Source organism: Gordonia sp. SL306, from assembly GCF_026625785.1.
Taxonomy (GTDB): domain Bacteria; phylum Actinomycetota; class Actinomycetes; order Mycobacteriales; family Mycobacteriaceae; genus Gordonia.
The window spans coordinates 3,989,692-4,013,039 of the sequence record NZ_CP113063.1; the positions used below are offsets into that span (position 1 = coordinate 3,989,692).

The window sequence follows — 23,348 nt, forward strand, 5'->3', positions numbered from 1 at the left end:
ACCCGATTTCTCGTCGAGAGCACCGACACACGTCGTCGACTCTGCCGGTGTGGCCACCCACCTGGCTCGTCCTGGGTTACGGTCGTGACACCCGCAGCCCGACCCGGAGGATGACTCGATGACCGTCGTGCTACTCGATCCCCTTCGCCATGACGTGATCCCGTTGCGTGCCATCCCTCTGCTGTCCGGTCCGCTCGTCATCACCGAGGACATCCATCCGTCGACGCTGTGGGAATTGGGCAAGACGTCGGCGTCCTGGGCCGAGGTGGACGATCCGGAGTCGACGCTGCTCACGAGCGACCGGACGCACCGGTTCGTCCGCGCCCGGCTCGAGCGCGGCGACGACCTGATCGCCGCCCGGGGGGTTCCCGGCGATGCATTGCTCGCGGCTGTCGCGCTGATGGACACCCTCCGACGAACCGGACCGTGGGAGAGCACCCAGACGCACGCCACACTGCGCCGGTACCTGCTCGAAGAATGCTATGAACTGCTCGATGCGATCGACGACGACGATCCCGAGCTGCTACGCGAGGAACTGGGAGACCTGTTGCTCCAGGTGTTGTTCCACGCCCGGATCGCCGCCGACGATCCCGACCATCCGTTCGACATCGACGATGTCGCCCAGAGTTTCACCGACAAGGTGACCGGCCGCACGCCGGGCATCCTGTCGGGTGCTCATGCCGACCTCGAGACGCAGATCCGGGAATGGGAAGAGCGTAAGGCGGCCGAGAAGAACCGCGGATCGGTTTTCGACGGGGTCGCCACGACGGCGCCGGCGCTGGCCCTGACGCAGAAGGTCCTGGAACGGCTGTCGGCCGCCGACTTTCCGCTCGACACCATCGATCCGGAGATCACGTCGGTCGCCGTCGAACCCGGGGGTGACAGCGTCGAAGAGCTGGCACGACAACGAGTCCGGGCGTTCATGGCGCACGTCCGTGACGTCGAGAAACGTGCGGATGCCGACGGGGGAGCGCCGAGCACTCGTGCGGCGTGGCTCGCGGCGCTGGCCCCCGTTGCTGTCGACGAAGAACCTGGTGCTGTCGACGAAGATCCCGTTGCCGTCGGCGAGAACCACGTTGCTGTCGGCGAGGAATCGCGGGCTCAGCCGAACAGTCCCTGACCCCACCACTCGCCGGGTCGCAAGCCCGGCGGTACCGCGAACACCGACGACCCGTTGGGGATCAGGTACTCGGTCATCGCGTCCTTGCGGGACAACACCTGCTGCATCGGCACGAATTGCTTTCCGGTGTCCCGGTTGAACGCGATGAAGAACAGCCCGGCGTCGAGGTGACCGAATCCGTCGGAGCCGTCGGTGAAGTTGTAGCCCCGACGCAGGATCTGGACCCCGCCGAGGTTGTCGGGATGGGCGAGCCTGACATGTGCGGTGCGGGGGATCATCGGTGCGCCGTACGACGTGACGTCGAAGTCCGGGGCGTCGAACTCGTTTTGTTGACCCAACGGTGCGCCGGAGCCCTTCAACCGCCCGACGATCTGTTCCTGCTCCAGCAGGTTGGCGCGATCCCACGGCTCGATGTCCATCCGGATGCGGCGTGCGACGAGGTAGGTGCCGCCGGTCATCCACTGGGCGTTCGCGGGGTTGTCCTCCTTCGTCACCCACACCCAGCGGTCGAGCAGATCGGTGTCCTCGGCCCGGAGGTTCGCGGTTCCGTCCTTGAAGCCGAACATGTTGCGCGGCGTTTCCTGGGACTGGGTGGTCGACGACGTGCGGCCGAATCCCAGCTGCGACCAGCGGACCGCCACCACACCAAGACCCATCCGGGCCAGGTTCCGGATGGCGTGCACGGCGACCTGCGGGTCGTCGGCGCAGGCCTGAACGCAGATGTCACCGAACGAACGGGACGATTCGATCTTCTCGGCGGCGAACGCCGGCAGGTCGACCAGCGCGGGCGGTTTGCGATCCGCGATGCCGAATCGATCGCGACGATCGGGATCGGATGCACTCGGCCCGAACATCCCGGGGCCGAAACCGATGGTGAGCGTGAGATTGGCGGCGTCGAGACCGAGCGCTTCCCCGGTGTCGGCGGGCGGTGTGTAATCGCCGAGTCCGACGGCGCCGTCGGGAGCGGTCTGTTCGCCCCTGGTCATGCGCTCGGCCGCGACGGTCCACTTCTGGAGCATCGCGACCAGATCCGATCGCGAGTCGGTGATCACGTCGAAACTGGCGAAGTGCAGGCGGTCCTGTGCTGCCGTGATGATCCCGGACTGACGTTCGCCCCGGAAGGCGACGACCTGCGTCCCGCTGGTGTCCTCGGCCGCGGTGGCCCGGCCGATCGCACCACCCGCGGCGGCGGCGACCACCCCGACGCCGGCACCCCCCAACAGTGCTCGACGCGAGATGCGTTGGCGTCCTGTGGGTTCGGCCGGCGGCGGGGTGTTCTCCGACATTTATCCCAGCACCAGCCCCGGGACCTGCGACAGTGACGCCGAGAGCGCGTCGATCTTGTTGGACAAGTCCTTGCGCTGCTCGGCGGTGACCTGGGTGTAGGTGACGTAGCCGTCGCCGTCACGGTACTGGTTGATGGCGGTGCGGACATCGGCGAACTGGGCGGTGATCTTGTCCATCAGCGCTTGGTCCTTGGCCGAGATCATCGGCTGCATCTCCGCGATCAGGGTCTCGGCACCATCGACGTTGGCGGCGAAGTCCCACAGGTCGGTGTGGGAGTAGCGATCCTCTTCACCGCCGACCTTGGTGGCGGCGATCTCGTCGATCAACGCCTGCGGTCCCTGCACGAACTGGCGTGTCTCGAAGGTGAAGTCGGGCTTGTTGACCTCGGTCTTGAGCTTGTTGACGTTGGCCAGCAGTTCGTCGGCGGCCTTGTCGATATCGGCCTTGTTGTCGGTCGCCTTCGCGTTGGCGGCATCGGCCGGGGCGATCTGCCCGGGTGCCTCGCCGACCTCGGCCTGCTGCGGCGGCCACAGGGCCCGCTCGACGCGGTGGAAGCCGGTGAACGGCTGCGAACCGTCCTCGGTGTCGTCCCAGCGCATGTCGATGGCCGGGTCGAGATCGGGGAAAGACTCCGCGACGGGCTCGATCCGCTCGTAGAAGGTGCGCACCTGACCGAACATGGCCTTGGCCTGGTCGAGTTCACCCGCCTTGACGTGGTCGACGAAGATCTGCGCCTGCGCCGACAGTCCGTTGACCTGGCCGCGCACATAGTCGAGGTAGCGCGCCTTGGCGGCGTTGACGTCGGCGGGAACCTCCTCCTTGGCCTTCTTCTCGCCGGTCACCGAGATCTCCTTGCGGATGCCGGTGCCGACCATGCCGGGCTTGCAGGCCACCGTGTAGGTGCCCGGATCGGTGACCTCGACGGTCAGATTCCCCGACAGGCCCGGCCCGATGTTCTCCACCTCGCCGAGAACCCGGTTGTTGTTGCCGTAGAGATAGAACTCGGTGACCTTGGAGCCGTTGTTGGCGACCTTGAAGTTCACGTCGCCGGTCGGGGCCTCGGTGCTGTCGAGTTCGCAGCCGTCGTTGGTCGAGGTGACCGCGATCGCCCCGTTCTCACTGTCCTTGGAGGTGCAGCCGGCCAACAGGATCGGCGCGGCGACCGCCAGCGACAGCAACGCGATGGGAGTGGTGATTCTCGGATTCACCTGTGTTCCTTTCAGGTACCGGCGTCTGTGGCTGCCGGGGCTTGCGAGGTGGAACCGTCATCGGTCGGGGCCGGTGGCCGCTGCCGGTTCGCGCGGAGGAAGAAGTAGAGGACGATCGCCACGTACAGGCACCACGCCACCACCTGCAGGACGGTCGGATCGGGGCGGACGTTGAAGATGCCGGCCAGCACGGTGCCATACCATGACGACTGGTCGTAGTGCTCGGAGATGTCGAACGCCAGCGTGCTGCCGCCGGGGAGCCATCCGACGGTCTGCAGGGCCCGCACCCCGTAGGACAAGATGCCGGCGGCGACGAAGATCAAGAAGATCCCGGTGTAGAGGAAGAACTTGTGGAAGTTCAGTCGCACCGCACCGCGATAGAGCAGCACGGTCACCACGATCGCGACCACGATGCCCAGTAACAAACCCAGCAACGGCCACAAACTGCCCGACACGCTCTCGGCGTAACCGACCATCAACAGCGCGGTCTCAAATCCTTCACGCCCGACGGCCAGGAACGCCAAGCCCATCACCGATACACCACCGGTGAGCAACGCATGCGACATCCCCGATTTCAGGTCCGTCGAGATGTGGGCGGCGGCCTTGCTCATCCACAACACCATGAACGTCACGATCACCACCGCGACCAGCGACGCCAACCCGGCAATCAACTCCGCGGTCAAAGTGGTGACCGTTGAGGTACCCAGATGGATGATCAGAAAGATCACGATGACCATCGCGACCGCGGCCGAGACCCCGGCCCAGATCCACTTCAACGCGTCCCGACGATCCGCCTTCACGACGAACGCCACCAAGATCATCACCACGATGCCCGTTTCGAGGCCTTCGCGAAGTCCGATGAGTCCGCTGCCGAACATCTGCGCGAAAATCGAGGGCGCGCCACCCGCGGCCAAATGCGTCATGCCGGACTTTCTGCGACTGATTCACACTGGTGATCAGGTTTGGTGAGGCTAACCACGTGACAGTAGCCTCGCGGCGCGGGAACCGAAAGGGGTACCCCGCAGTTGTCATGGAGAACGGGACAAACGACTCAGAAGGAGATGCAGTGAGGGGGCGCATGAGTGTGTGGCGTGGGGCCGGTCGCCGGCTGGTTCTGGCTCCGCTGATGATCGGCGCGACCGCGCTCGTCGCCTCCGCGTGCCTCGATCTGCCCTCACTGAACCGTCCCGACATCCCGGACGGCATCCCGCCGGGTCCTGGCGCGCCGACCCCGTATATCGACGTCAACGCGCCGGGCCGGACCGCCGAGTTGCTCCGTGGCTGGGCAGGCCCGATCTCGGACTCCACCGGCATCCCGCTGATCGCGCTCGAGGCATACGGCAACGCCGCCGAGATCCAGCGTCAGCAGCACCCCGAATGCGGACTCGCGTGGACGACGCTGGCCGGGGTGGCAGCGGTGGAGAGCAAGCACGGCACCCACCACGGGACCGACATCGCGGCCAACGGTGACACCGCGCCGCCGATTCGTGGTGTGGCCCTCGACGGCACCAAGGGCAACATGCAGATCCACGACACCGATGGCGGAAAGCTGGACGGTGATCCCACGCATGATCGCGCGATGGGACCGTTCCAGTTCATCCCGGAGACGTGGAAACGCTATGGAGTGGATGCCAACGGCGACGGAAGGGCCGATCCCGACAACATCGACGACGCCGCGCTGTCGGCCGCACGGTATCTCTGCGTGTCCTCGGGTGGTGACATGACCACACCTGAAGGCTGGGAGGATGCAGTGAAGGTCTACAACAACTCGATGAAGTACGTCCTCGATGTCCGGGACCGCGCCAACGCCTACTCGGTCAACGTCCGATACTGAGGCCCCGCGCCGGGTCCCTCCCTTGTCACGTGCGTCCACCGGCCAACGATTAGGCTTTGACGCGTACCCGTCGGCGTTGAAGTGGCGTCGACCCCGTCGACCATAAAGGGGCACAGCTGTGGCAATGATCGAGCAGGTCGGTGCACGCGAGATTCTCGATTCGCGGGGCAATCCGACCGTCGAGGTCGAAGTGGTTCTCGACGACGGCACCTTCACCCGCGCGGCGGTCCCCTCCGGAGCTTCGACCGGTGAGCACGAGGCCGTCGAATTGCGAGATGGCGGTGAGCGTTACGGCGGCAAGGGCGTGACCAAGGCCGTCGAGGGTGTGCTGGGCGAGTTGGCACCTGCGGTCATCGGTCTGGAGGCCGAGGACCAGCGCCTGGTCGATCAGGCGCTCCTCGACTGCGACGGCACCCCCGACAAGGGGCGACTGGGCGCGAACGCGATCCTCGGTGTGTCACTCGCCGTGGCCAAGGGCGCCGCGGAGTCGGCGGGTCTGCCGCTGTTCCGCTACCTCGGCGGCCCGAATGCTCACATCCTGCCTGTCCCGATGATGAACATCATCAACGGTGGCGAGCACGCCGACAACGGAATCGACTTCCAGGAGTTCATGATCGCTCCGGTCGGCGCTCCGACGTTCAAAGAGGCATTCCGCTGTGGTGCCGAGGTGTACCACTCGCTGAAGTCGGTCCTGCACAAGCAGGGGATGAACACGGCGCTCGGCGACGAGGGCGGGTTCGCGCCCGACCTGCCGAACACCGAGGCCGCCCTGGCCGCGATCGGCGAGGCGGTGGAGAAGGCCGGTTACAAATTCGGCCAGGACGTCGTCGTGGCGCTCGACGCCGCCGCCACCGAGTTCTACTCCAACGATGTCTACAAGCTCGAGGGCAAGGACTGCTCGTCGAGCGACATGATCGCCTTCTTCGAGAAGCTGGTGACCGACTTCCCGATCGTGTCGATCGAGGACGGGCTCGCCGAGGACGACTGGGCCGGCTGGGCCGCGCTGACCGAGGCCATCGGCGACAAGGTCCAGCTCGTGGGGGACGACCTGTTCGTCACCAATCCCGAACGCCTCGAGCGTGGCATCTCGGAAGGTGTCGCCAACGCCCTGCTGGTCAAGGTCAACCAGATCGGCTCGCTCACCGAGACGCTCGATGCCGTGGCGCTCGCCCACAACAACAGCTACAAGACCATGATGAGTCACCGGTCGGGTGAGACCGAGGACACCACCATCGCCGATCTGGCCGTGGCCTGCAGCTGTGGGCAGATCAAGACCGGCGCGCCGGCCCGCAGCGAGCGTGTCGCGAAGTACAACCAGCTCCTGCGTATCGAAGAGGGTCTGGGCGACGCGGCACGGTACGCGGGGGACCTCGCCTTCCCGCGATTCTCCTTCGGTTCGTGATTAGCTTGAACCCATGACATCAGGCGGGCGCCGGGAGCGGAGTGAGCGTGCCCAGCCGTCTCGCGGGATGCCGGATGGACGGCGTCATCGGGTGCGGGCTGACCGACGTGGCGGTGCCGCGCGCGGTCATGCCCGGCCCCGGTCTCCGGGGGTGACCCCAGGTCCGACGCGTCCGTCCCGGATCTCGGTGACGGAGACCGGCGAGCAGGAAGTTCATGCGGACGAGCTGGATTCGGCAGGACGGGATGCCGCCGAGGCGGAAGCCGATCCGGCCGGCCGGATCTCCTCTCGCGCGCGGCGCTCGTCGACGCGACGAACGCGCAGGCGCACCTTCGATCGCGCCTCGCTGACCGCCCGGTGGGAGGGTCTCGATGCCAAGCGGGCGATCATCCTAGCGCTGGTCATCAGCGTTGTCGCGCTGACGCTTGCGATGCCGGTCCGAACCTATTTCTCGCAGCGTTCGGAGTTCGATCAGCTGCGGGCGGGCAACGAGCGCCTCCGATCTGAGGTCACCGACTATCAGCAGAAGGTGAACGAGCAGGGTGACCCGGCATATATCGAGGCGAAGGCGCGCGAGCGCCTTCAGTTCGTGCGGCCGGGCGAGAAGGCCGTGGTGATGATGTACCCCGATGACGATGCGCGGGTCGCCGCGCAGAAGAAGGCCGAGGAGCGCGCCCGCAACCCCTGGTACGGCAATCTCTGGGAATCCGTGTCGACCCCTCCGAACGCCAAGTGAGCGTCTCTGCAACCGACCTGGCCACCATCGCCGCGCAACTCGGTCGGGAGCCGCGTGGCGTCGTGGAGGTCAGCTATCGCACACCAGACGGTGCACCGGCGGTCATCAAGACCACTCCTCGGTTGCCCGACGGCACGCCGTTCCCGACGCTCTATTACCTGACCGATCCGCGGCTCACCGCCGAGGCGAGTCGTCAGGAGTCGGCCGGGGTGATGAAGGAGATGACCGCGCGCCTGGGCGCCGATGCCGAGTTGGCGGCGGCCTATCGTCGCGCCCACGAGTCGTACCTCGCCGAGCGTGATGCGATCGAGTCGCTGGGCACCGATTTCACCGGCGGCGGCATGCCCGATCGGGTGAAGTGTCTGCACGTGCTGATCGCACATTCGCTCGCGAAGGGGCCCGGTCTGAACCCGCTGGGCGACGAGTCCGTCGCGCTGGCGGCCGAAGGGCCCTTGCGCGGCACGGCAATTCCTGCGGACTGGCCCCGCTATGCGCACACCGACAACTCTGAGGACGACCCAGAGTGACCGTCGTGGGGGCCGTGGATTGCGGAACCAACTCGATCCGCCTGCTGGTCGCCGAGCGCAGCGAGGAGGCGGATCGAGATCACTCCTCGAGCCCACTCGTCGACATCCACCGCGAGATGCGCGTCGTCCGGCTCGGCGAGGGCGTCGACGCCAATGGTGAGTTCGCCCCGGCAGCCATCGAACGCACCCGAAAGGCGTTGTCGGACTACGCCGACATCATGGTGGCGGCGGGCGTCGAACGTGTCCGTATGGTCGCGACGTCGGCGACCCGTGATGCCTCCAACCGCGACGACTTCTTCGCGATGACCTCGGAGATCCTGGGTCGGGTGGTGCCCGGTGCAGGCGCCGAGGTGATCACCGGTGACGAGGAGGCGCGGCTGTCGTTCCGCGGCGCGGTCGGCGAACTCGACGCTGCGAGTGGGCCTTTCGTGGTCACCGATCTCGGTGGTGGATCGACGGAGGTCGTGGTGGGTGATGCCGACGGCGTGCGCGCCGCGTACTCCGCAGACATCGGTTGCGTCCGGCTGACCGAACGGTGTCTCCCGTCGGACCCGCCGACCACCGACGAGGTGGTGGCGGCGCGTGAGTTCGCACGCGGCCGACTCGATCCGGCCTTCGCCGCGGTGCCCGTCGACGATGCCCGCACCTGGGTGGGTGTGGCCGGCACGATGACCACGTTGTCGGCGGTGGGTGCGGGACTGGCCGAATACGACCCGGAGGTCATCCATCTCTCACGTATCTCGCTCGACGATCTCGACGTGGTGTGCCGGCGGCTGGTCGGGATGACCCGGGCCGAGCGGGCCGCGCTCGGTCCCATGCACCCCGGCCGGGTCGACGTGATCGGCGGTGGTGCCCTGGTCACCATGGAACTCGCCCGGGTTCTGCGGGAGCGCGCCGAGATCACCGACCTCGTGGTCAGTGAACACGACATCCTCGACGGCATCGCGCTGGGTCTGCTGGACTGAGTTTATTTCAATCGCCCAACACATTTGTTGGGTACGATCGGGTGATGACCACCGCACGTGTGAGCGACCTGCCGAAGAAGTCGCGCCGTCCGGGATCGAGATCCGCCGACCGCCTCGACCCACTGGCTCCGAGCCGGGTCGGTTACCTCGCCGACAGCTTCGGCAAGGCACGCCTGGCGGAGCTGATCGGCGTGAGTCGATCCCAGCCGACGCGGTGGATCTCCGGAGAGGAGTTCCCGGGCCCGATTGCCGCACCGTTGCTGATCGACCTCGAGCACGTCTACGCCCGTGCTCGGCTGATCTGGGGTGAGCAGGCCGCACAGACATGGCTGACGAGTCAGAACGCCCATCTCGGCGGGGCTCGACCGATCGACGCCCTCAAACAGGCGGGCGCGGCGGGGGTGCTCACCGCACTCGACGCCGAATCGTGGGGCGGGGCAGCCTGATTGCTCGTCTATCGGGTTTTTCCGTACCTCGAATCCGCCGTGACCGGTCGTCCCGGCCATCCGCTGTACGAGCACCGGCCGCAGGTCGGTGGCCGCATCGATCATCCGGATCACTACGTCTGGTACGTCTCGCGGCACGCGGAGGCGGCATGCGGTGAGAGCTTCGGCAACCTCCGCGAATGGGTGGACGACATGTTCGAGTTCCCGCAGTTGCCGGGTGCTCGTCGCGCACTCGGCACGTTCCGACTAGCCGATGACCTGCGGATACTCGATCTCGACGATCCTGCCCAGCTGGTGCGACTTGGACTGCGCCCGTCGCACGTCGTCGGGCGCAATCTCACTCTCACACAACGGTGGGGGCATCAGATCTGGTCCGAGTCCGACGCGCGCGGCGACCGCGCGTGGGAGGCCGTGTCGTGGTGGTCATATCACCGGCCACAGTGGAGTGTGCTGGCATCGTGGACGCGTCCCGAGGTGGTAGCGGTCGACGATCTGGACCTCGGCCACCCGGCCATCGTGGACGCGGCCGAATCGCTGCTCCGGCCGATCGTCGACTGATCCTGGATCAGGTGGCCGCGGGAGTGCGCAACGACAAGTTGTTGCAGGCCTCGCACACGGTTTCGGGAATGATGCCGCGACGCTGCAGGAAACCGAATGCGACACAACCGAGGCAGAGGCCGAACACGAACTCGAGCCCGGCGGCCACGATGAGGAGACCGACGACGATCTGTGCCGCCGATCCCACGCCGAGCAATGACAGCAGGAGGGCGGTGCCGCTGAAGACCAACCCGATGGTCTGTGCGAATCGCTTCGGCGGTCCCGGGACGAGCTTCGATTTACGCCAGATCTTGGGCGCGATCACGCGGACGGAGAGCTGCCCGAACGGCGAGAACCGTGGGCCGGCCATCACTCGTAGCAGAAAGCCGAGCGCGAGGAGTGCATACACGACGGGACTGTTCACCAGGATCGCGACAACGGCGAGGAGGATGACCAGTCCGGCGGTCGATCGCGCCGCGTAGTCGTTGACGGGATTGGGAAACGTCAGCGCCGAGGGCAATGAACGGGACACGGGACCTCCTGGAGACAACGACGGCTCAGGATAGGTACAACCGCGCTAGCAGGGCAAATGTTCCGCTCACGCCGGTTCGAAGGTGGCGATGGTCGCCAGGACGTCGTCGCCGTACTGCTCGAGCTTCGCGTCGCCGATGCCCGACACACTGCGCAGTTGTTCCGGGGTCTCGGGGCGGCGGGCCGCCAGTTCCCGGAGTGTGGCGTCGTTGAACACGACGTATGGGGGGACGCCGCGGCTCGAGGCCTCGGCCTTTCGCCAGGAACGCAGGTGTTCGAACAGTTCACGGTCGGCCTCGGGGAGATCGTCGGCAGGCTTCGCCGACCGGCTACGGGTGACGCTCCGCACCGGATCGTTCCGCAGCATCACCGCGACGTCGCCGCGCAGTACCGGCCCGCTCTTCTCGGTGAGTGTCAGCACCCCGTAATCGCCTTGCGGCGCGATGATCCCGGTCGCGACCAGCTGTCGGATCGCGCTGCGCCAGCCCGCTGCGTCGAGCTCGGTGCCGATCCCGTAGGTGGTGAGCCGGTCGTGGCCGAACTCCCGGATACGGGCTGTTTCGGCACCGCGCAGGATGTCGACGAGATGTCCGGCGCCGAAGGACTGCCGGAACTCGCGCTGTAACCGGACGATCGTGGACAGCAGCTTCTGTGCAGGGACCGTCCCGTCCGAGGTGGCCGGCGGGCTCAGGCAGGTGTCGCAGTTTCCGCAGGGCTGGGTCGCGTCCTGGCCGAAGTACCGCAGGAGCTGCCCGCGCCGGCAGTCGACGGTCTCGCACAACGCCAACATCGCGTCGAGGTGCTGCTGCTGGACTCGACGATGGTTCGCGTCGCCGTCGGACTGGTCGATGAGCCGCCGTTGCTGCATGACGTCGGCCAGGCCGTAGGTCATCCAGGCCACCGAAGGCAGACCGTCACGTCCTGCGCGGCCGGTCTCCTGGTAGTAGCCCTCCACACTCTTCGGCAGATCGATGTGCGCGACGAAGCGGACGTCTGGTTTGTCGATCCCCATGCCGAACGCGATCGTCGCGACCACCACGACGCCGTCGGCGCGCAGGAACCTCTCGAGTGTCCGCTGACGGACGGTGCGGTCGAGGCCTGCGTGATAGGGCATCGCGTCGACGCCGTTGGCCGCGAGGAACTCGGCGGTCTTCTCGACCGACGCCCGGCTCAGGGCATACACGATGCCCGTGGCCGGCACGCCGTCTACCACGCCCTCGCTGCGGATGAACGCCAGCAGCTGTTTGCGCGGTTCGGCTTTCCCGACGATGCGGTAGGTGATGTTCGGCCGGTCGAAGTCCGCCACGAAATGGCGGGCGCCGCCCAGGTGCAGTCGTTCGGTGATCTCGGCATGGGTTCGTGCGGTCGCGGTCGCGGTCAGCGCGATCCGCGGGACGTCGGGCCACAGCTCGGCCAATTCTCCGAGCGCCAGGTAGTCCGGCCGGAAATCGTGACCCCACTGGGACACGCAGTGCGCTTCGTCGATGGCGAAGAGCGCGATCTTCCCTTGTTGCAGGAGGTTTCGCGTTCCTGCGGTGTTGAGGCGCTCGGGTGCCACGTACAGGAGGTCGAGCTCGCCCGAGCGAAATGCGTCCTCCACCGCGGCCCGTTCGTCGGGCATCTGGGTGGAGTTCAGGTACGCGGCGCTGACACCGAGTTCACGAAGTGCCGCCACCTGGTCGGCCATGAGCGCGATGAGTGGCGAGACCACGATGCCGCACCCGTCGCGAACCATCGCCGGGACCTGATAGCAGAGACTCTTGCCGCCGCCCGTCGGCATGAGGACCACGGCATCTCCGCCGCCGACCACGTGCCCGACGATCTCTTCCTGGTCGCCGCGGAACGACTCATATCCGAAAGTGGACTCCAGCACGTGCCACATGTCCGACATGGGCACAAGGTTACTGGCGTCGTGTGTCAGGGTTGCTCGCCCGGCAGCTCGCCGACATCGACTGGTTCCTCCGGGACATCGTCTGCGCCCGCGAGAGCAGCCGGCTCGGATGCGGGCAGCTCGCCGAGATCGACCGGATCGCCGATCTCGTCATCCTCGACGGCGTCGCCGCCCTCGAGGATGTCCTCCTCGTCGACATCGAGGATGCCGCGCTCCTCGTCCTGTCGGGCCTTACGGGCTGCGTCACGCATCTCGAAGCCGTCGGTGACGAGGTCACCGATCTCCCGTGCGACGCCGGCGACTGCTCCGGTGATGATGGTGGCGATCTGACCCACGTGGGTGGCCGTCGATTCGACCAACTCCTGGACCAGATCCTTGTTGCGTTCGATGCGATCGACCATGGTGAGTCCCCTCGAGCTGATGGTCGGTGGATGTGCACCGAGAATACCTCTGTGCGCACCCACCGTCGTCATGCCGCCGACGCAGGGTTCTCGCGTTCGACAGTGACCACCAGATCGTTGTCGTCGCGCGTCATGAAGTTCGGCAGCGAGAGCTTGGCGATCTTCTTCCAGGTCGACCCGAGCTGTTGGCTCAGCGAACCGGTGTTGTACGGCAGTCCGTAGCGCTCGCAGATCTCTTGCACCTCGCCGGACATCTCCGGGTACCGGCTGGCCGGCAGATCGGGGAAGAGGTGGTGCTCGATCTGATGCGAGAGGTTGCCGCTCATGATGTGGAACAACGGGCTACCGGTGATGTTGGCCGACCCGAGCATCTGACGCAGATACCACTGGCCGCGAGTCTCGTTCTCGCACTCCTCGGGAGTGAAGGTCTGTGCACCGCTGGGGAAGTGGCCACAGAAGATGATCGAGTAGGTCCACACGTTCCGGACCAGGTTCGCCGAGGCGTTGCCCAGTAGCGTGGTGACGAACATCGGGCCGGTCAGCGCCGGGAACACCACGTAGTCCTTGAGGACCTGGCGACCGGCCTTGCGCCACATGCCCTTCACGAGCCCTTTGACGTCGTACCACTTGCGCTTGCCCGCGACGATGTTCTCGACCTCGAGGTCGTGCAGCATCACGCCCCACTCGAAGAGCAGCATCAGGCCGGTCGCGTAGGCGAGATTGCCCAGGTAGTAGGGATTCCACTTCTGGTCGCGGTCCATCCGGAGGATGCCGTATCCGATGTCGCGGTCCTCACCGACGATGTTGGTGAAGGTGTGGTGCATGTAGTTGTGGCTGTGCCGCCACTGATCGGCGGGACAGACGGTGTCCCACTCGAACTCGCGCGAGTTGTAGGTGTCCTCGCGCATCCAGTCGTACTGGCCGTGCATCACGTTGTGCCCGATCTCCATGTTGTCGAGGATCTTCGACACGGAGAGGGCGCCGACGGCGGCGATCCAGGCCGGCGGGAAGAAACCGAGGTACATGAGCCCGCGGCCCGCGATCTCGAATCCGCGCTGAGCCCGGATGATCGAGTACAGGTATTCGCGGTCCTTTTCGCCGAGGTCGGCGACGATTCGCGCGCGCAGCTCGTCGAGGTCTCGACCGAGAGCCTCGACCTGCTCGTAACCGAGCGTGATGTGGTTGGGGTTGCCGGTGGCCGTCGGCCGATCGTCCTCGGTCGGGTGATGCTCGACGACGACCCCGGTGAGCGGTGTGGTGGTGGGTGCGATCTCGGTGCTGGTCATGGCTATACCTCGATTTCCACGTCGCCGACAGGTGCGTTGATGCAGAGCTGGATCCGCTTGTCGGTTTCGGTGTCGGTTTCTCCGGTCAGCACGTTGCGCGTGCAGCCGGATTTCTTGATGGCGGTGCAGGAAAAGCAGATTCCCATCCGGCAGCCGGACTCCGGGCTGAGCCCGGCGGATTCCGCCTGATCGAGGATGGTGCGGCCGTCGTTGGTCGCAGATCTGCCGGAGTTCAGGAATGTCAGTTCGCCGTCGATCGGGGCATCGGGGTCGACGGCGATCGGCGACGCGAGGACGAACGCCTCGCTGTGCAACGGCTGGGTCATCCCGGTGGTGTCGTAATGGTCATTCACCGCGTCCATCAGGGCCGGGGGCCCGCAGACGAACAGGTGGGCCTCGTCGAGGCCGTCGATGTCGTCGAGGTGCTTGCCGGAGAAGTGTCCGTCGCCGTCCCCACGGGTGTAATGCAGCCGCAGGTCGATGGCGGGACAGGTGGAGGCCAGAGCGGTGAGTTCCGCACGGTAGGCGACATCGGCAGGGGTGCGCGCGTAGTGCACGAACGTGATCGGTCCGGGGTGGTTCTCCGCTACGAGCGTTCGCGCCATCGAGAGTACAGGTGTAATGCCGCTGCCGCCGCTGATGAAGACGGCGGACCTGGGTCGCTGCGTGGGGAGGGTGAACTCCCCGGTCGCCTGGCTCAGTCCGACCACCATGCCGACGTGGGCATGGTCGCGAAGATGCTTGGACACGAACCCGTCGTCGTGTGCGGTGATGGTGAGTTCGATGTCGCCTGCAGGACGGCCCGCAGTGTTGGCCGGGGAGAAGCACCGTACGTGGCGGACTCCGTCGATCACCGTGCTGAGCTGCACATACTGTCCGGCCTGGTGGCCCTTCCACTGGCGGGTCGGGCGCAGGACGATTCGCACGGACCGATCTGTCGGACGGTGGACGGCGACGACCTTGCCGCGGAGATCCCGCCAGGTGAGCATGGGATCGAACAGTTCGAGATAGCGATCGACCGGGTGAGGCGAGAGGGCGGCCTCGACGATCGGGCCGACGAGGGATGGGATGCGGATGCTCATGGGCTGGCTCCGTTCGTGGGTGCACTTTTCAGTGAACATCTGTACACCAGAAGTGTGGCACGCCTCCGGGGTGTGTCGTCAAGCGGAAACAGTTGTGACGGCCACCACGGGTTTGCGACGCGGTGCGGTGGGCGACACCGCTGCCGTCGGACGGGCCACTTAGACTCGGATGGTGACCAGGACCCGACACACCGCCCGTCCGCGCTCGTCGCGTGATGAGGGCGAGTCGGAGACCCGGGCCGAACGGAAGAACCGCACTCGTCAGGCCCTGCTGGACGCCACCATGGAATTGGTCGCGGATCGGAGCTTTGCCAGCATCAGCCTCCGCGAGGTCGCACGCGGGGCAGGCATCGTGCCGACGGCCTTTTATCGCCACTTCGCGTCCATGGAGGATCTCGGCGTCACCCTCGTCGAGGACTCGATGCGCGTGCTGCGCCGCACGCTGCGTGAGGGGCGTCGCGATCTCGCGGCGCGCCAGGCGTTGCCCACCGCGCAGAACTCACTCGCGATCCTGCTGCGGCACGTCCACGACAACGAGGCGCAGTTCCGTTTTCTCGTCCGCGAGCAGCATGGCGGCATCGCCGAGATCAGGCGAGCGATCGACACCGAGCTCCGGTTGTTCTCCAAGGAGTTGGCGATCGACCTCTCGCGGCTACCGGACCTGGCCACCTGGCTCCCCGAGGACCTCGAGATCGCGGCAGAACTCATCGTGACGATCATGCTGACGGCCGTCGCCGACCTGCTCGACAACGACCATCGAGGGCGTGGTTCGGAACGCGAACTCGTCGAGCGGACCGAGCGGCAACTCGTGATGGTATTTCTCGGTATGGGCCGCTGGCGACCGCGCTCTGAGTAGGCGACGTCGGTCGTGCCGTGCGCCGAACGATTGCTACGACTTCGCATCATGGCTGGTAGTCATTGCGTCTTGACCCTATCCTGCTGTTACAGATGTGACTCAGGAGATAGAAGTGACTCGTGTGAAATTGGCTGTGGGTCTCACAGCAGTGGCCGTGGTGTGTTCGGTGGTCTTCGGCACGGCGAGCGCTGCTGCGGCCTCGCCGCCGTGGTGGCCACCGCAGCTACCGCCGCTGCCAGCGCAGATCGCGCGACTTCTCGAGCCACCGGTCCCAGTGGAGAAGAAGCTGACGAAGAGCTTCGCCGCGTTGCAGAAGTCCATGCGCAAGTCGTTGCCGGGCTCGTTGGGGCTGGCGATCACCCCGGTGGGCACGGACCAGTCGATCACCATGGGAAATCTCAAGTCGGGCCGCGCATGGTCGACCCTGAAGGTGCCGGTCTCACTGGCGGCGCAGCGCAAGAACGGCGCTGCCGTCGCGGTGAAGGAGGACAAGGCGATCACGTTCTCGGACAACGACGCGGCAGGCGACCTGTGGGGATCGCTCGGCGGTGGTCGAAGCTCGGTGGATGCCGTGACGGAGGTCCTGCGCGAAGGGCACGACCTGCGGACCGCCGTGACCTCGGAGGCCGACAATCCGCCGTCCTACCCGGGATACACGCCGTGGGCGCTCGCCGATCAGGCCCGATTCGCTGCACATCTGCCGTGCCTCGCCGAGAGTGAGCATGTGGTCCGGCTGATGAGCTCCGTCGCGGCCAATCAGCAGTGGGGCATCGCGAAGATCGGCCGCAAACAGGGTGCTGTGACGGCGGTGAAGGGTGGTTGGGGGCCGGCGACGTCCACCTCCGGCGGGTATCTGGTGCGGCAACTCGGGATCATCAGCACCACCCGGGGGCAGGTCGCGGTGTCCATGGCCGCGGTGCCTCGCAGCGGATCCTTTTCCAGCGGTATCGCGATGCTCAATCGGGTCGGGGACTGGATCGACCGCAATCTCGCCACCCTGCCCACCGGACGCTGCTGATCAGTCGCCCTCGACCTTCGCGTGCCGACCGGTCGAGACGACCGACGACGGTCGCTCCACCGGTTCGATCTGCTGCGCACGGTGATCGCGGACGCGTCGCCGACCGGTGTCCGGCTGGGGCGTCGTCGGCCGGGTCGCCGTGCGGGCGGGTGCGGCCGGTGTCCGCTCCGCAGCAGCAGCAGCAGCAGTAGCAGCGACGCGTGCGCGTCCCGCCGGCCGGGCCAATGCCGCGGCGATCACCGTCGTCAACGGCACCGAGAGTGCGATCGCGATGCCGCCGACGAACGATCGCGCGAGTTCGACGGCCACTGCGTCGGTGGTGATCAGCGAACCGAACGGTTGCTGGGCGACCGAGAACAGCAGGAGCAGGGGGAGTGCGCTGCCCGCGTACGCGAACACCAGTGTGTAGACGGTGCTGGCGATGTGGTCGCGGCCGACGCGCATCGCGGCGCGGAAGGTGCCCAGTCGCGTCGACTCGCCCGCGGCCGCGAGCTCGAAGGCCGCCGACGCCTGCGTGATGGTGACATCGTTGAGGACACCGAGTGTGCCGATGATGAACCCCGCCAGCAACAGCCCGCTGATCGAGATACTTCCTTGGTACACCTGGAGATTGGTGGTCTGATCGCCCGACAAACCGGTGAGGTTCATCGTGTCGATCGCCAGCCAGCTCAGCAGCCCGGCCAGCATCAGTGACATCAGGGTGCCGAGCAATGCCGAACTCGTTCGGAGGCTCACGCCGTGAGCCAGATAGAGGACCACGAACAGGATGGCTGCCGAGGAGACCACGGCGACCGCCACCGGTGATTCGCCGTCGAGGATGGCGGGCAACGTGAACACACCGAGGACGAGAAAGGCGAATGCGAGTCCGATGATCGACCGGAAACCACGCCACGCGGCCACCAGGACGATGGCGGCGACGAACAGGAACGCCCACACCAGGGTCGGAACGGTCCGGTTGAAATCGAAGAACGTATAGCGCGGGTTGCCGTCGGGACCGGGAACCACACTGAGGCGGAGTTTGTCGCCGGTGTGCAGCGTCGGCTGCCCGGCCTGGGGCTGATCCGGCGATCCCCTCGATTGGGTGACCGCACCCGGCTCGGTGCCCGACTGCGCCCGGTTGGTGGGGACTTCGAGCAGGGTGTAGCGCCCCTCATCGTCGCCGCTGTCGATCCGGACCGTGCTCTGGATGCACGGCCCGAGGTCGGTCACCCCCTCGATCTGGAACTCGGCGCTGTCCTGTGCGGTGCCCGCCAGCGGATTCAGGCACTCCGCCCGAACCTGCTCGACGACCTCACCGTCGACGGCGCGGATGGAACCGCCGTCCGCAGAACGGAATTGCATCGGGATCGCGTGCTCGCTGCTCGACGGCCACAACACCACCGCCCCCGCGACGACGCCGATGCCGATGACGGCGAGGCTGACGATCACGATCCAGCGGGCGATGGGCGAGAGGACAGCAGGGATTTCCGACAGGTTGTGGGAATGTCCGTGGCCGTGTCCGGGATGACTCACGACGACACCCTATGCGCTTTCCCACGGTGTGCCCATTCGCCGGGGCGGCCGTGGATGTCGTCGACGGCCTCGGCGATCAGATCGACACGGTCACCGAGCGGTGGACCCGATGAAGCGAGCCGAGTCGTCGATGGTGGACAGCGGACCGTCGACACGGTGGGCCGCGCCTCGATGATTGTCGGGTAGCAGGTCGCCCCGACCGAACAGCTTGTGCCGCAACGTTCCCGGAACATACGAGCGGTCATAGACGCCGCGCCTCTCGAGCGCGGGAACGACGTGGGTGACGATGTCCTCGAACGACCCGGGGGTGACCGCGTAGGCGATGTTGAATCCGTCGACATCGGTTTCGGTGACCCAATCCTGGAGGGCATCGGCCACCTCCTCGCCCGAACCGATCAGCACCGGGCCCATACCGCCGATGCCGCCCCAGGCCGCGATGTCGCGGACCGTCCATTCGCCGCCGGTGTCCGAGGCCTGCTGGAATGCGGCCACCGCGGACTGGATCGCGTTGCTCTCCACGTGGCCGATCGGCTCGTCGAGGTCGTAGGACGCCAGGTCGGTCCCCATCCAGCCGGACATGAACACCAACGAGCCCTCTTCGCTGGCGTACCGGCGATACTCCTGCGCCTTGGCCCGCGCGGCCTCCGGAGTCGCATCGGTGATGATCGTCAGAAGTGTGTAGATCCGTGCGTCGTACGGGCCTCGGCCGGCCGAGACCAGCTCGTCGCGAGTCTTCGAGACGACCTCACGCAGGATGTCTTTCGTCGGCGCGGCGACGAAGATCGCCTCGGCGTTCTGCGCGGCGAACCGGCGGCCGCGGGGTGACGCGCCGGCCTGGTAGATCACCGGTGACCCCTGCGGCGACGGTTCGGCGAGGTGGATTCCCGGCACGGTGAAGTGTTCACCTCGGTGCCCGATGTGGTGCACCTTGGCGGGGTCGGCGAACACGCCGTTCTCGCGGTCGCGGCGCACGGCGTCGCGTTCCCAGGAGCCCTCCCACAGCTTGTAGAGCACCGTCAGGTACTCGTCCGCGTGGTCGTAGCGGCTGTCGTGTTCGAGGTGATTCTCGTCGCCCATGTTGCGTGCCGCGGAGGGCAGGTAGCCGGTGACGACATTCCAACCGATGCGGCCTCGGGTCAGATGGTCGAGGGTGGAGAGCCGCCGGGCGAACGGGTATGGATGCTCGAATCCGGTGCCGGTGGTGATTCCGAAGCCGAGATGCTCGGTGGCGTGGGCCATTGCCGACACGAGTAGCAGCGGATCGTTGACGGGGATCTGGGCGCCCTGCCGGATGGCTGCCTCATCGGTTCCCGCGTAGGCGTCATAGGTGCCGAGGACGTCGGCGATGAACAAGCCGTCGAAACCGCCGCGTTCCAACAGTTTCGCGAGGTCCACCCAATAGTCGAGGGTGTTGTAGTCCCAGGACCGGTCGTCCGGATGGCGCCAGAGGCCGGGGGACTGATGCGCGACACAGTTCATGTCGAAGGCATTGAATCGGATGGGGCGGGATGGCTGTTCGGACACCCGTGGGATGGTGCGCGGCCGCCGAGCCGATCGCCAGGTTTGCGCCCACGGAGAACCTAACCGGACGGCCCAACCCGGTGTCGTGGCCGCGGCACCGGAGTACAAGTGGAGATATGCGATCAATCGACGTACTGATCGACGGCCTCGGCCGGGTGTCCGACAATGTCCATGCGGTGCTCGACGGCATCACCTCGGATCAACTCGTCCATCGCCCGACGCCGGAGGCGAACACCATTGCCTGGCTGGTCTGGCACCTGACCCGTGCTCAGGATGCGCAGATCGCCGACGTCGCAGGAACCGAGCAGGTCTGGACGTCGGCGGGGTTCCATGAGCGGTTCGGCCTGCCGTTTCCGCCGTCCGCCTCAGGCTATGGACAATCCGCCGAGGAGGTCGGGCAGGTGGTGGCCGAGCCCGATCTGCTCCGCGAGTACTACGACGCGACGCACGACGTCAGCATCGAGTACCTCAGTGCACTCACCGACGACGATCTCGACCGCGTCATCGACGAGAATTGGGATCCTCCGGTGACTCTCGGTGTTCGTCTGATCAGCATCGTCGACGACGACGCACAGCACGTGGGGCAGGCGGCCTATGTCCGCGGTCTCGTGAGCTGACCCCTCTCCCAGCCGCGACGGTTTCCGTCATCCGCGACCACGAAAAGGCGGCGCGGATGACGGGAACCGTCGCGGCTGCGGAGAGGAACCTTACGAGCGGCAGCCTTTCAAGGTCTGGAAGTCGCCGGCGAACGCGGCGCCGCCGGTGCAGGTCGGACCGTTCTTGCCGTCGACCACGACGGTGGCGCCCGGTCCGGCGATGCCGATCGCCAGGCCCGGCCGCACGCCGGTCATCGTGACCGTCGCCCCCTTGCCGATGGCGATCGCGGCCGGACCGGCGTAGTTGTCGCCGGTCACCGCTGCCTTGCCGCCGCCATCGGTGACCGCCAGAGTGAGTCCGGTCGGGCCGGAATCGACCTGGCAGTTCGACATTGTCGACGATTGTCCGGGCAGACCTGGACACACCTCCGGCGCAGCGTGGGCGGCCGGTGCGGCGGCGAGCGAGATACCGGCGGCGCCCGCCCCGGCGATGATGACCCCGAGGACGGTGCGGGTGGCAGAACGCATGATGGTGACTCCTCTGTTGCGGGTGGCTGACCGCAGCGATTCGGAGCCGATGGCGGCATGGATGGGTGTCGCTGCTCCTGGACGTGCCGGGTGGCAGATGCCCGTCCCCGCACAGTGAGCCGTGAGACCATCGGTGCATGTCGAAGGATGCGACGGAGTCACCGGCCGGCACGTCAGACGATTCGGCCGGCGAGTCCATGCTGACGGTCGTCATCGCGTTCGCGATGAATGTGCTGATCGCCGTTGCCAAGACCGTGGCCGCAGGGATCACCGGCTCGGCCTCACTGGTCGCGGAATCCGCGCATTCGTGGGCCGACGCCGGCAACGAGGTCTTCCTGCTCATCGCTGAACGGCGAGGCGCCCGCGGCCGCGACGGGAGACATCCCTTCGGCTATGGGCGAGAAACCTACATCTGGTCGATGTTCGCCGCGTTCGGCCTGTTCACGGTGGGGGCCGTGGTGTCGGTGATGCACGGGATCTCTGCGCTGACCGAGCCCGAGGAGGACGCGAATTACCTCGTCGGCTACCTCGTTCTGGCGATATCCGCAGTGCTGGAATGTGTTTCGTTCCTGCAGTCGATTCGGCAGGCTTCGGCTGGTGGGGCGCGCTTCTCGATCCACCCACTCCGCTTCGTCAGCCGTACGTCCAACACGACGTTGCGAGCCGTGTTCTTCGAAGATGCCGCAGCCCTGGTCGGACTGGCGATCGCCGCCGCAGGCATGGCCCTCCACGAGATCACCGGGCAGGCGGTCTGGGATGCGATCGGATCGATCCTGGTCGGCATCCTGCTCGGCTTCATCGCCGTGTTCCTCATCAAGCGCAATGGCGAGTTCCTGCTCGGACAGTCGGCGATGCCCGCGACGCGGAGCGAGATCCTGACCGCGTTGCTCGGGCGCCCCGAGATCGACCGGGTCACCTACCTGCACGTCGAGTACGTGGGCCCGATGAAGTACTTCCTGGTCGCTGCGGTCGACATGACCGGCGACCTCGCGGAACACGATCTGGCCGTCCGGTTGCGGAGGGTGGAACGTGAGATCGAGGAACACGAGAGCATCGTCGAGGCAGTCCTGACCCTCTCGACGTCGGATGAGCCGTCGCTGACGCCCTGAACGGACGTGGGCGTAGGTTGGCACCGTGGAATTGCGAATCTTCACCGAACCCCAGCAAGGCGCAACGTACGACGACCTGCTCCGCGTCGCGAAGGCCACCGAGGACCTCGGCTTCGACGCCTTCTTCCGGAGCGATCACTATCTGGCGATGAATGTCGACGGCCGGCCCGGTCCGACCGACGCCTGGCTCACCCTGGCCGGCCTGGCGCGCGAGACCTCGCGTATCCGGCTCGGCACGCTGGTGACTTCCGCAACCTTCCGCTATCCCGGCCCGCTCGCGATCTCCGTCGCCCAGGTGGACCAGATGAGTGGCGGCCGAGTGGAACTCGGACTCGGTGCCGGCTGGTTCGAGGCCGAACACAGCGCCTATGGCATCCCGTTCCCGCCGCTCGGCGAGCGGTTCGACCGGCTGGAGGAGAGTCTCGAGATCATCACCGGCCTCTGGGGCACCCCGGACGGGGAGACCTTCGAGCATCCCGGTGGGCATTACCCGATCAGCGAGTCGCCCGGGCTGCCCAAGCCGACCCAGTCGCCGCGACCACCGATCATCGTCGGCGGTACCGGCAAGAAGCGGACACCGGCGCTGGCCGCTCGTTTCGGCGACGAGTTCAACGCGGCCTTTCAGCCCGTCGAACAGGCCCGGGCTCAGTTCGAGCGGGTTGGCGCGGCCGTCGGGGATGCGGGGCGCTCTGTCGACTCGATCACCTTCTCGGCGGCGCTGGTGTTGTGCTGCGGTGCCACCGAGGACGAGTTGGCACGTCGCGCGGCGGCGATCGGCCGTGAGGTCGATGAGCTCCGGGAGAACGGTGCAGCGGGTACCCCCGCCGAGGTGGTCGAGAAGATCGAGAGCTACCGCGCTGCCGGCGCGAGCCGGATCTACCTGCAGACGCTCGACCTGAGCGATCTGGATCACCTCGAGCTGGTCGCGAACGAGGTTGCGCCGCAATTGCGCTGA

Annotated in this window: 24 protein-coding genes; 13 read left to right on the plus strand and 11 right to left on the minus strand. The window is 66.6% G+C overall.

Annotation, left to right across the window (positions count from 1 at the left end; all coding sequences use genetic code 11):
* Positions 1-118 precede the first annotated feature (118 nt).
* Positions 119-1,120: a MazG family protein gene (locus OVA31_RS18305; protein ID WP_267628036.1), complete on the plus strand. Its 1,002-nt coding sequence runs from the start codon at positions 119-121 to the stop codon at positions 1,118-1,120.
* On the opposite strand, the gene efeB is transcribed toward OVA31_RS18305, so the two are convergent.
* From efeB to efeU, 3 genes are read right to left on the minus strand one after another with little or no spacing between them, the layout of a single operon-like run.
* The gene (gene efeB / locus OVA31_RS18310) at positions 1,102-2,406 is read right to left on the minus strand and encodes an iron uptake transporter deferrochelatase/peroxidase subunit (protein WP_267628037.1); all 1,305 of its coding nucleotides are present in this window, start codon (positions 2,404-2,406) and stop codon (positions 1,102-1,104) included. The genes OVA31_RS18305 and efeB overlap by 19 nt on opposite strands.
* Positions 2,407-3,615 carry an iron uptake system protein EfeO gene (efeO, locus tag OVA31_RS18315; protein WP_267628038.1) on the minus strand — a complete coding sequence of 403 codons (1,209 nt, stop codon included), beginning with the start codon at positions 3,613-3,615 and terminating at the stop codon, positions 2,407-2,409. It abuts the gene before it with no gap.
* 11 nt (positions 3,616-3,626) lie between these two features.
* Complete coding sequence (gene efeU, locus OVA31_RS18320; protein WP_267628039.1) at positions 3,627-4,538, minus strand: iron uptake transporter permease EfeU; 912 nt, start codon at positions 4,536-4,538, stop codon at positions 3,627-3,629.
* Between the two features lie 155 nt (positions 4,539-4,693).
* On the opposite strand from efeU, the gene OVA31_RS18325 reads away from it, so the two are divergent.
* The 7 genes from OVA31_RS18325 to OVA31_RS18355 all read left to right on the plus strand — a co-directional run bounded on the left by OVA31_RS18325 (position 4,694) and on the right by OVA31_RS18355 (position 10,083).
* The gene (locus OVA31_RS18325) at positions 4,694-5,449 is read left to right on the plus strand and encodes a lytic transglycosylase domain-containing protein (protein WP_420714070.1); all 756 of its coding nucleotides are present in this window, start codon (positions 4,694-4,696) and stop codon (positions 5,447-5,449) included.
* Positions 5,450-5,567: 118 nt separating this feature from the next.
* A complete protein-coding gene (gene eno, locus OVA31_RS18330; protein WP_164306911.1) occupies positions 5,568-6,851 on the plus strand; it encodes a phosphopyruvate hydratase in 1,284 nt (427 codons plus the stop codon).
* Positions 6,852-7,038: 187 nt separating this feature from the next.
* The gene (locus OVA31_RS18335; RefSeq protein ID WP_267628040.1) at positions 7,039-7,587 is read left to right on the plus strand and encodes an FtsB family cell division protein; all 549 of its coding nucleotides are present in this window, start codon (positions 7,039-7,041) and stop codon (positions 7,585-7,587) included.
* Positions 7,584-8,114, plus strand: a complete 531-nt coding sequence (locus OVA31_RS18340; protein WP_267628041.1) for a DUF501 domain-containing protein — start codon at positions 7,584-7,586, stop codon at positions 8,112-8,114. The genes OVA31_RS18335 and OVA31_RS18340 overlap by 4 nt, the downstream gene beginning before the upstream one ends.
* Positions 8,111-9,079, plus strand: a complete 969-nt coding sequence (locus tag OVA31_RS18345; RefSeq protein ID WP_267628042.1) for a Ppx/GppA phosphatase family protein — start codon at positions 8,111-8,113, stop codon at positions 9,077-9,079. Before OVA31_RS18340 ends, OVA31_RS18345 begins: the two co-directional genes overlap by 4 nt.
* A gap of 44 nt (positions 9,080-9,123) precedes the next feature.
* Positions 9,124-9,525, plus strand: a complete 402-nt coding sequence (locus OVA31_RS18350; protein ID WP_267628043.1) for an MbcA/ParS/Xre antitoxin family protein — start codon at positions 9,124-9,126, stop codon at positions 9,523-9,525.
* Positions 9,526-10,083: an RES domain-containing protein gene (locus OVA31_RS18355; protein ID WP_267628044.1), complete on the plus strand. Its 558-nt coding sequence runs from the start codon at positions 9,526-9,528 to the stop codon at positions 10,081-10,083.
* 7 nt (positions 10,084-10,090) lie between these two features.
* On the opposite strand, the gene OVA31_RS18360 is transcribed toward OVA31_RS18355, so the two are convergent.
* The 5 genes from OVA31_RS18360 to OVA31_RS18380 form a co-directional block, all read right to left on the minus strand.
* A complete protein-coding gene (locus OVA31_RS18360; protein WP_267628045.1) occupies positions 10,091-10,594 on the minus strand; it encodes a DUF4395 domain-containing protein in 504 nt (167 codons plus the stop codon).
* A gap of 66 nt (positions 10,595-10,660) precedes the next feature.
* Positions 10,661-12,484 carry a DNA helicase RecQ gene (gene recQ / locus OVA31_RS18365; protein ID WP_267628046.1) on the minus strand — a complete coding sequence of 608 codons (1,824 nt, stop codon included), beginning with the start codon at positions 12,482-12,484 and terminating at the stop codon, positions 10,661-10,663.
* A gap of 26 nt (positions 12,485-12,510) precedes the next feature.
* The gene (locus tag OVA31_RS18370; protein WP_267628047.1) at positions 12,511-12,885 is read right to left on the minus strand and encodes a hypothetical protein; all 375 of its coding nucleotides are present in this window, start codon (positions 12,883-12,885) and stop codon (positions 12,511-12,513) included.
* A gap of 68 nt (positions 12,886-12,953) precedes the next feature.
* Positions 12,954-14,171, minus strand: a complete 1,218-nt coding sequence (locus tag OVA31_RS18375; protein ID WP_267628048.1) for a fatty acid desaturase family protein — start codon at positions 14,169-14,171, stop codon at positions 12,954-12,956.
* A 2-nt stretch (positions 14,172-14,173) separates the two neighbouring features.
* On the minus strand, positions 14,174-15,253 hold the full coding sequence (locus tag OVA31_RS18380; protein WP_267628049.1) for a ferredoxin reductase: 1,080 nt from the start codon (positions 15,251-15,253) through the stop codon (positions 14,174-14,176).
* 172 nt (positions 15,254-15,425) lie between these two features.
* Here OVA31_RS18380 and OVA31_RS18385 point away from each other — a divergent pair, with 172 nt between their 5' ends.
* Entirely contained in the window at positions 15,426-16,109 is a 684-nt protein-coding gene (locus OVA31_RS18385; RefSeq protein ID WP_420714072.1) for a TetR family transcriptional regulator, read from the plus strand.
* A gap of 112 nt (positions 16,110-16,221) precedes the next feature.
* Complete coding sequence (locus tag OVA31_RS18390; protein WP_267628051.1) at positions 16,222-17,127, plus strand: hypothetical protein; 906 nt, start codon at positions 16,222-16,224, stop codon at positions 17,125-17,127.
* Here the strand turns inward: OVA31_RS18390 and OVA31_RS18395 are convergent, their stop codons facing one another.
* Positions 17,128-18,639, minus strand: a complete 1,512-nt coding sequence (locus OVA31_RS18395) for a YibE/F family protein (protein ID WP_267628052.1) — start codon at positions 18,637-18,639, stop codon at positions 17,128-17,130. It abuts the gene before it with no gap.
* A gap of 90 nt (positions 18,640-18,729) precedes the next feature.
* Entirely contained in the window at positions 18,730-20,118 is a 1,389-nt protein-coding gene (locus OVA31_RS18400; RefSeq protein ID WP_420714221.1) for an LLM class flavin-dependent oxidoreductase, read from the minus strand.
* A gap of 158 nt (positions 20,119-20,276) precedes the next feature.
* Here OVA31_RS18400 and OVA31_RS18405 point away from each other — a divergent pair, with 158 nt between their 5' ends.
* Positions 20,277-20,777, plus strand: coding sequence for a mycothiol transferase (locus tag OVA31_RS18405; RefSeq protein WP_267628054.1), 501 nt, complete (start codon positions 20,277-20,279; stop codon positions 20,775-20,777).
* Positions 20,778-20,867: 90 nt separating this feature from the next.
* Here OVA31_RS18405 and OVA31_RS18410 read toward each other — a convergent pair whose 3' ends face one another.
* A complete protein-coding gene (locus OVA31_RS18410) occupies positions 20,868-21,284 on the minus strand; it encodes a hypothetical protein (RefSeq protein ID WP_267628055.1) in 417 nt (138 codons plus the stop codon).
* Between the two features lie 137 nt (positions 21,285-21,421).
* Here OVA31_RS18410 and OVA31_RS18415 point away from each other — a divergent pair, with 137 nt between their 5' ends.
* Entirely contained in the window at positions 21,422-22,393 is a 972-nt protein-coding gene (locus tag OVA31_RS18415; RefSeq protein WP_267628056.1) for a cation diffusion facilitator family transporter, read from the plus strand.
* A 25-nt stretch (positions 22,394-22,418) separates the two neighbouring features.
* Positions 22,419-23,348 carry an LLM class F420-dependent oxidoreductase gene (locus tag OVA31_RS18420; protein ID WP_267628057.1) on the plus strand — a complete coding sequence of 310 codons (930 nt, stop codon included), beginning with the start codon at positions 22,419-22,421 and terminating at the stop codon, positions 23,346-23,348.

What these genes read in the sequence shown, in the direction of transcription:
- OVA31_RS18350 (WP_267628043.1), top strand. Translation starts at nt 9,124, where the DNA reads ATGACCACCGCACGTGTGAGCGACCTGCCGAAGAAGTCGCGCCGTCCG.
- OVA31_RS18375 (WP_267628048.1), bottom strand. Translation starts at nt 14,171, where the DNA reads ATGACCAGCACCGAGATCGCACCCACCACCACACCGCTCACCGGGGTC.
- OVA31_RS18400 (WP_420714221.1), bottom strand. Translation starts at nt 20,118, where the DNA reads ATGAACTGTGTCGCGCATCAGTCCCCCGGCCTCTGGCGCCATCCGGAC.
- OVA31_RS18410 (WP_267628055.1), bottom strand. Translation starts at nt 21,284, where the DNA reads ATGCGTTCTGCCACCCGCACCGTCCTCGGGGTCATCATCGCCGGGGCG.
- OVA31_RS18405 (WP_267628054.1), top strand. Translation starts at nt 20,277, where the DNA reads ATGCGATCAATCGACGTACTGATCGACGGCCTCGGCCGGGTGTCCGAC.
- OVA31_RS18370 (WP_267628047.1), bottom strand. Translation starts at nt 12,885, where the DNA reads ATGGTCGATCGCATCGAACGCAACAAGGATCTGGTCCAGGAGTTGGTC.
- efeB (WP_267628037.1), bottom strand. Translation starts at nt 2,406, where the DNA reads ATGTCGGAGAACACCCCGCCGCCGGCCGAACCCACAGGACGCCAACGC.
- efeU (WP_267628039.1), bottom strand. Translation starts at nt 4,538, where the DNA reads ATGACGCATTTGGCCGCGGGTGGCGCGCCCTCGATTTTCGCGCAGATG.
- OVA31_RS18305 (WP_267628036.1), top strand. Translation starts at nt 119, where the DNA reads ATGACCGTCGTGCTACTCGATCCCCTTCGCCATGACGTGATCCCGTTG.
- OVA31_RS18325 (WP_420714070.1), top strand. Translation starts at nt 4,694, where the DNA reads ATGAGTGTGTGGCGTGGGGCCGGTCGCCGGCTGGTTCTGGCTCCGCTG.
- OVA31_RS18415 (WP_267628056.1), top strand. Translation starts at nt 21,422, where the DNA reads ATGTCGAAGGATGCGACGGAGTCACCGGCCGGCACGTCAGACGATTCG.
- recQ (WP_267628046.1), bottom strand. Translation starts at nt 12,484, where the DNA reads ATGTCGGACATGTGGCACGTGCTGGAGTCCACTTTCGGATATGAGTCG.
- OVA31_RS18380 (WP_267628049.1), bottom strand. Translation starts at nt 15,253, where the DNA reads ATGAGCATCCGCATCCCATCCCTCGTCGGCCCGATCGTCGAGGCCGCC.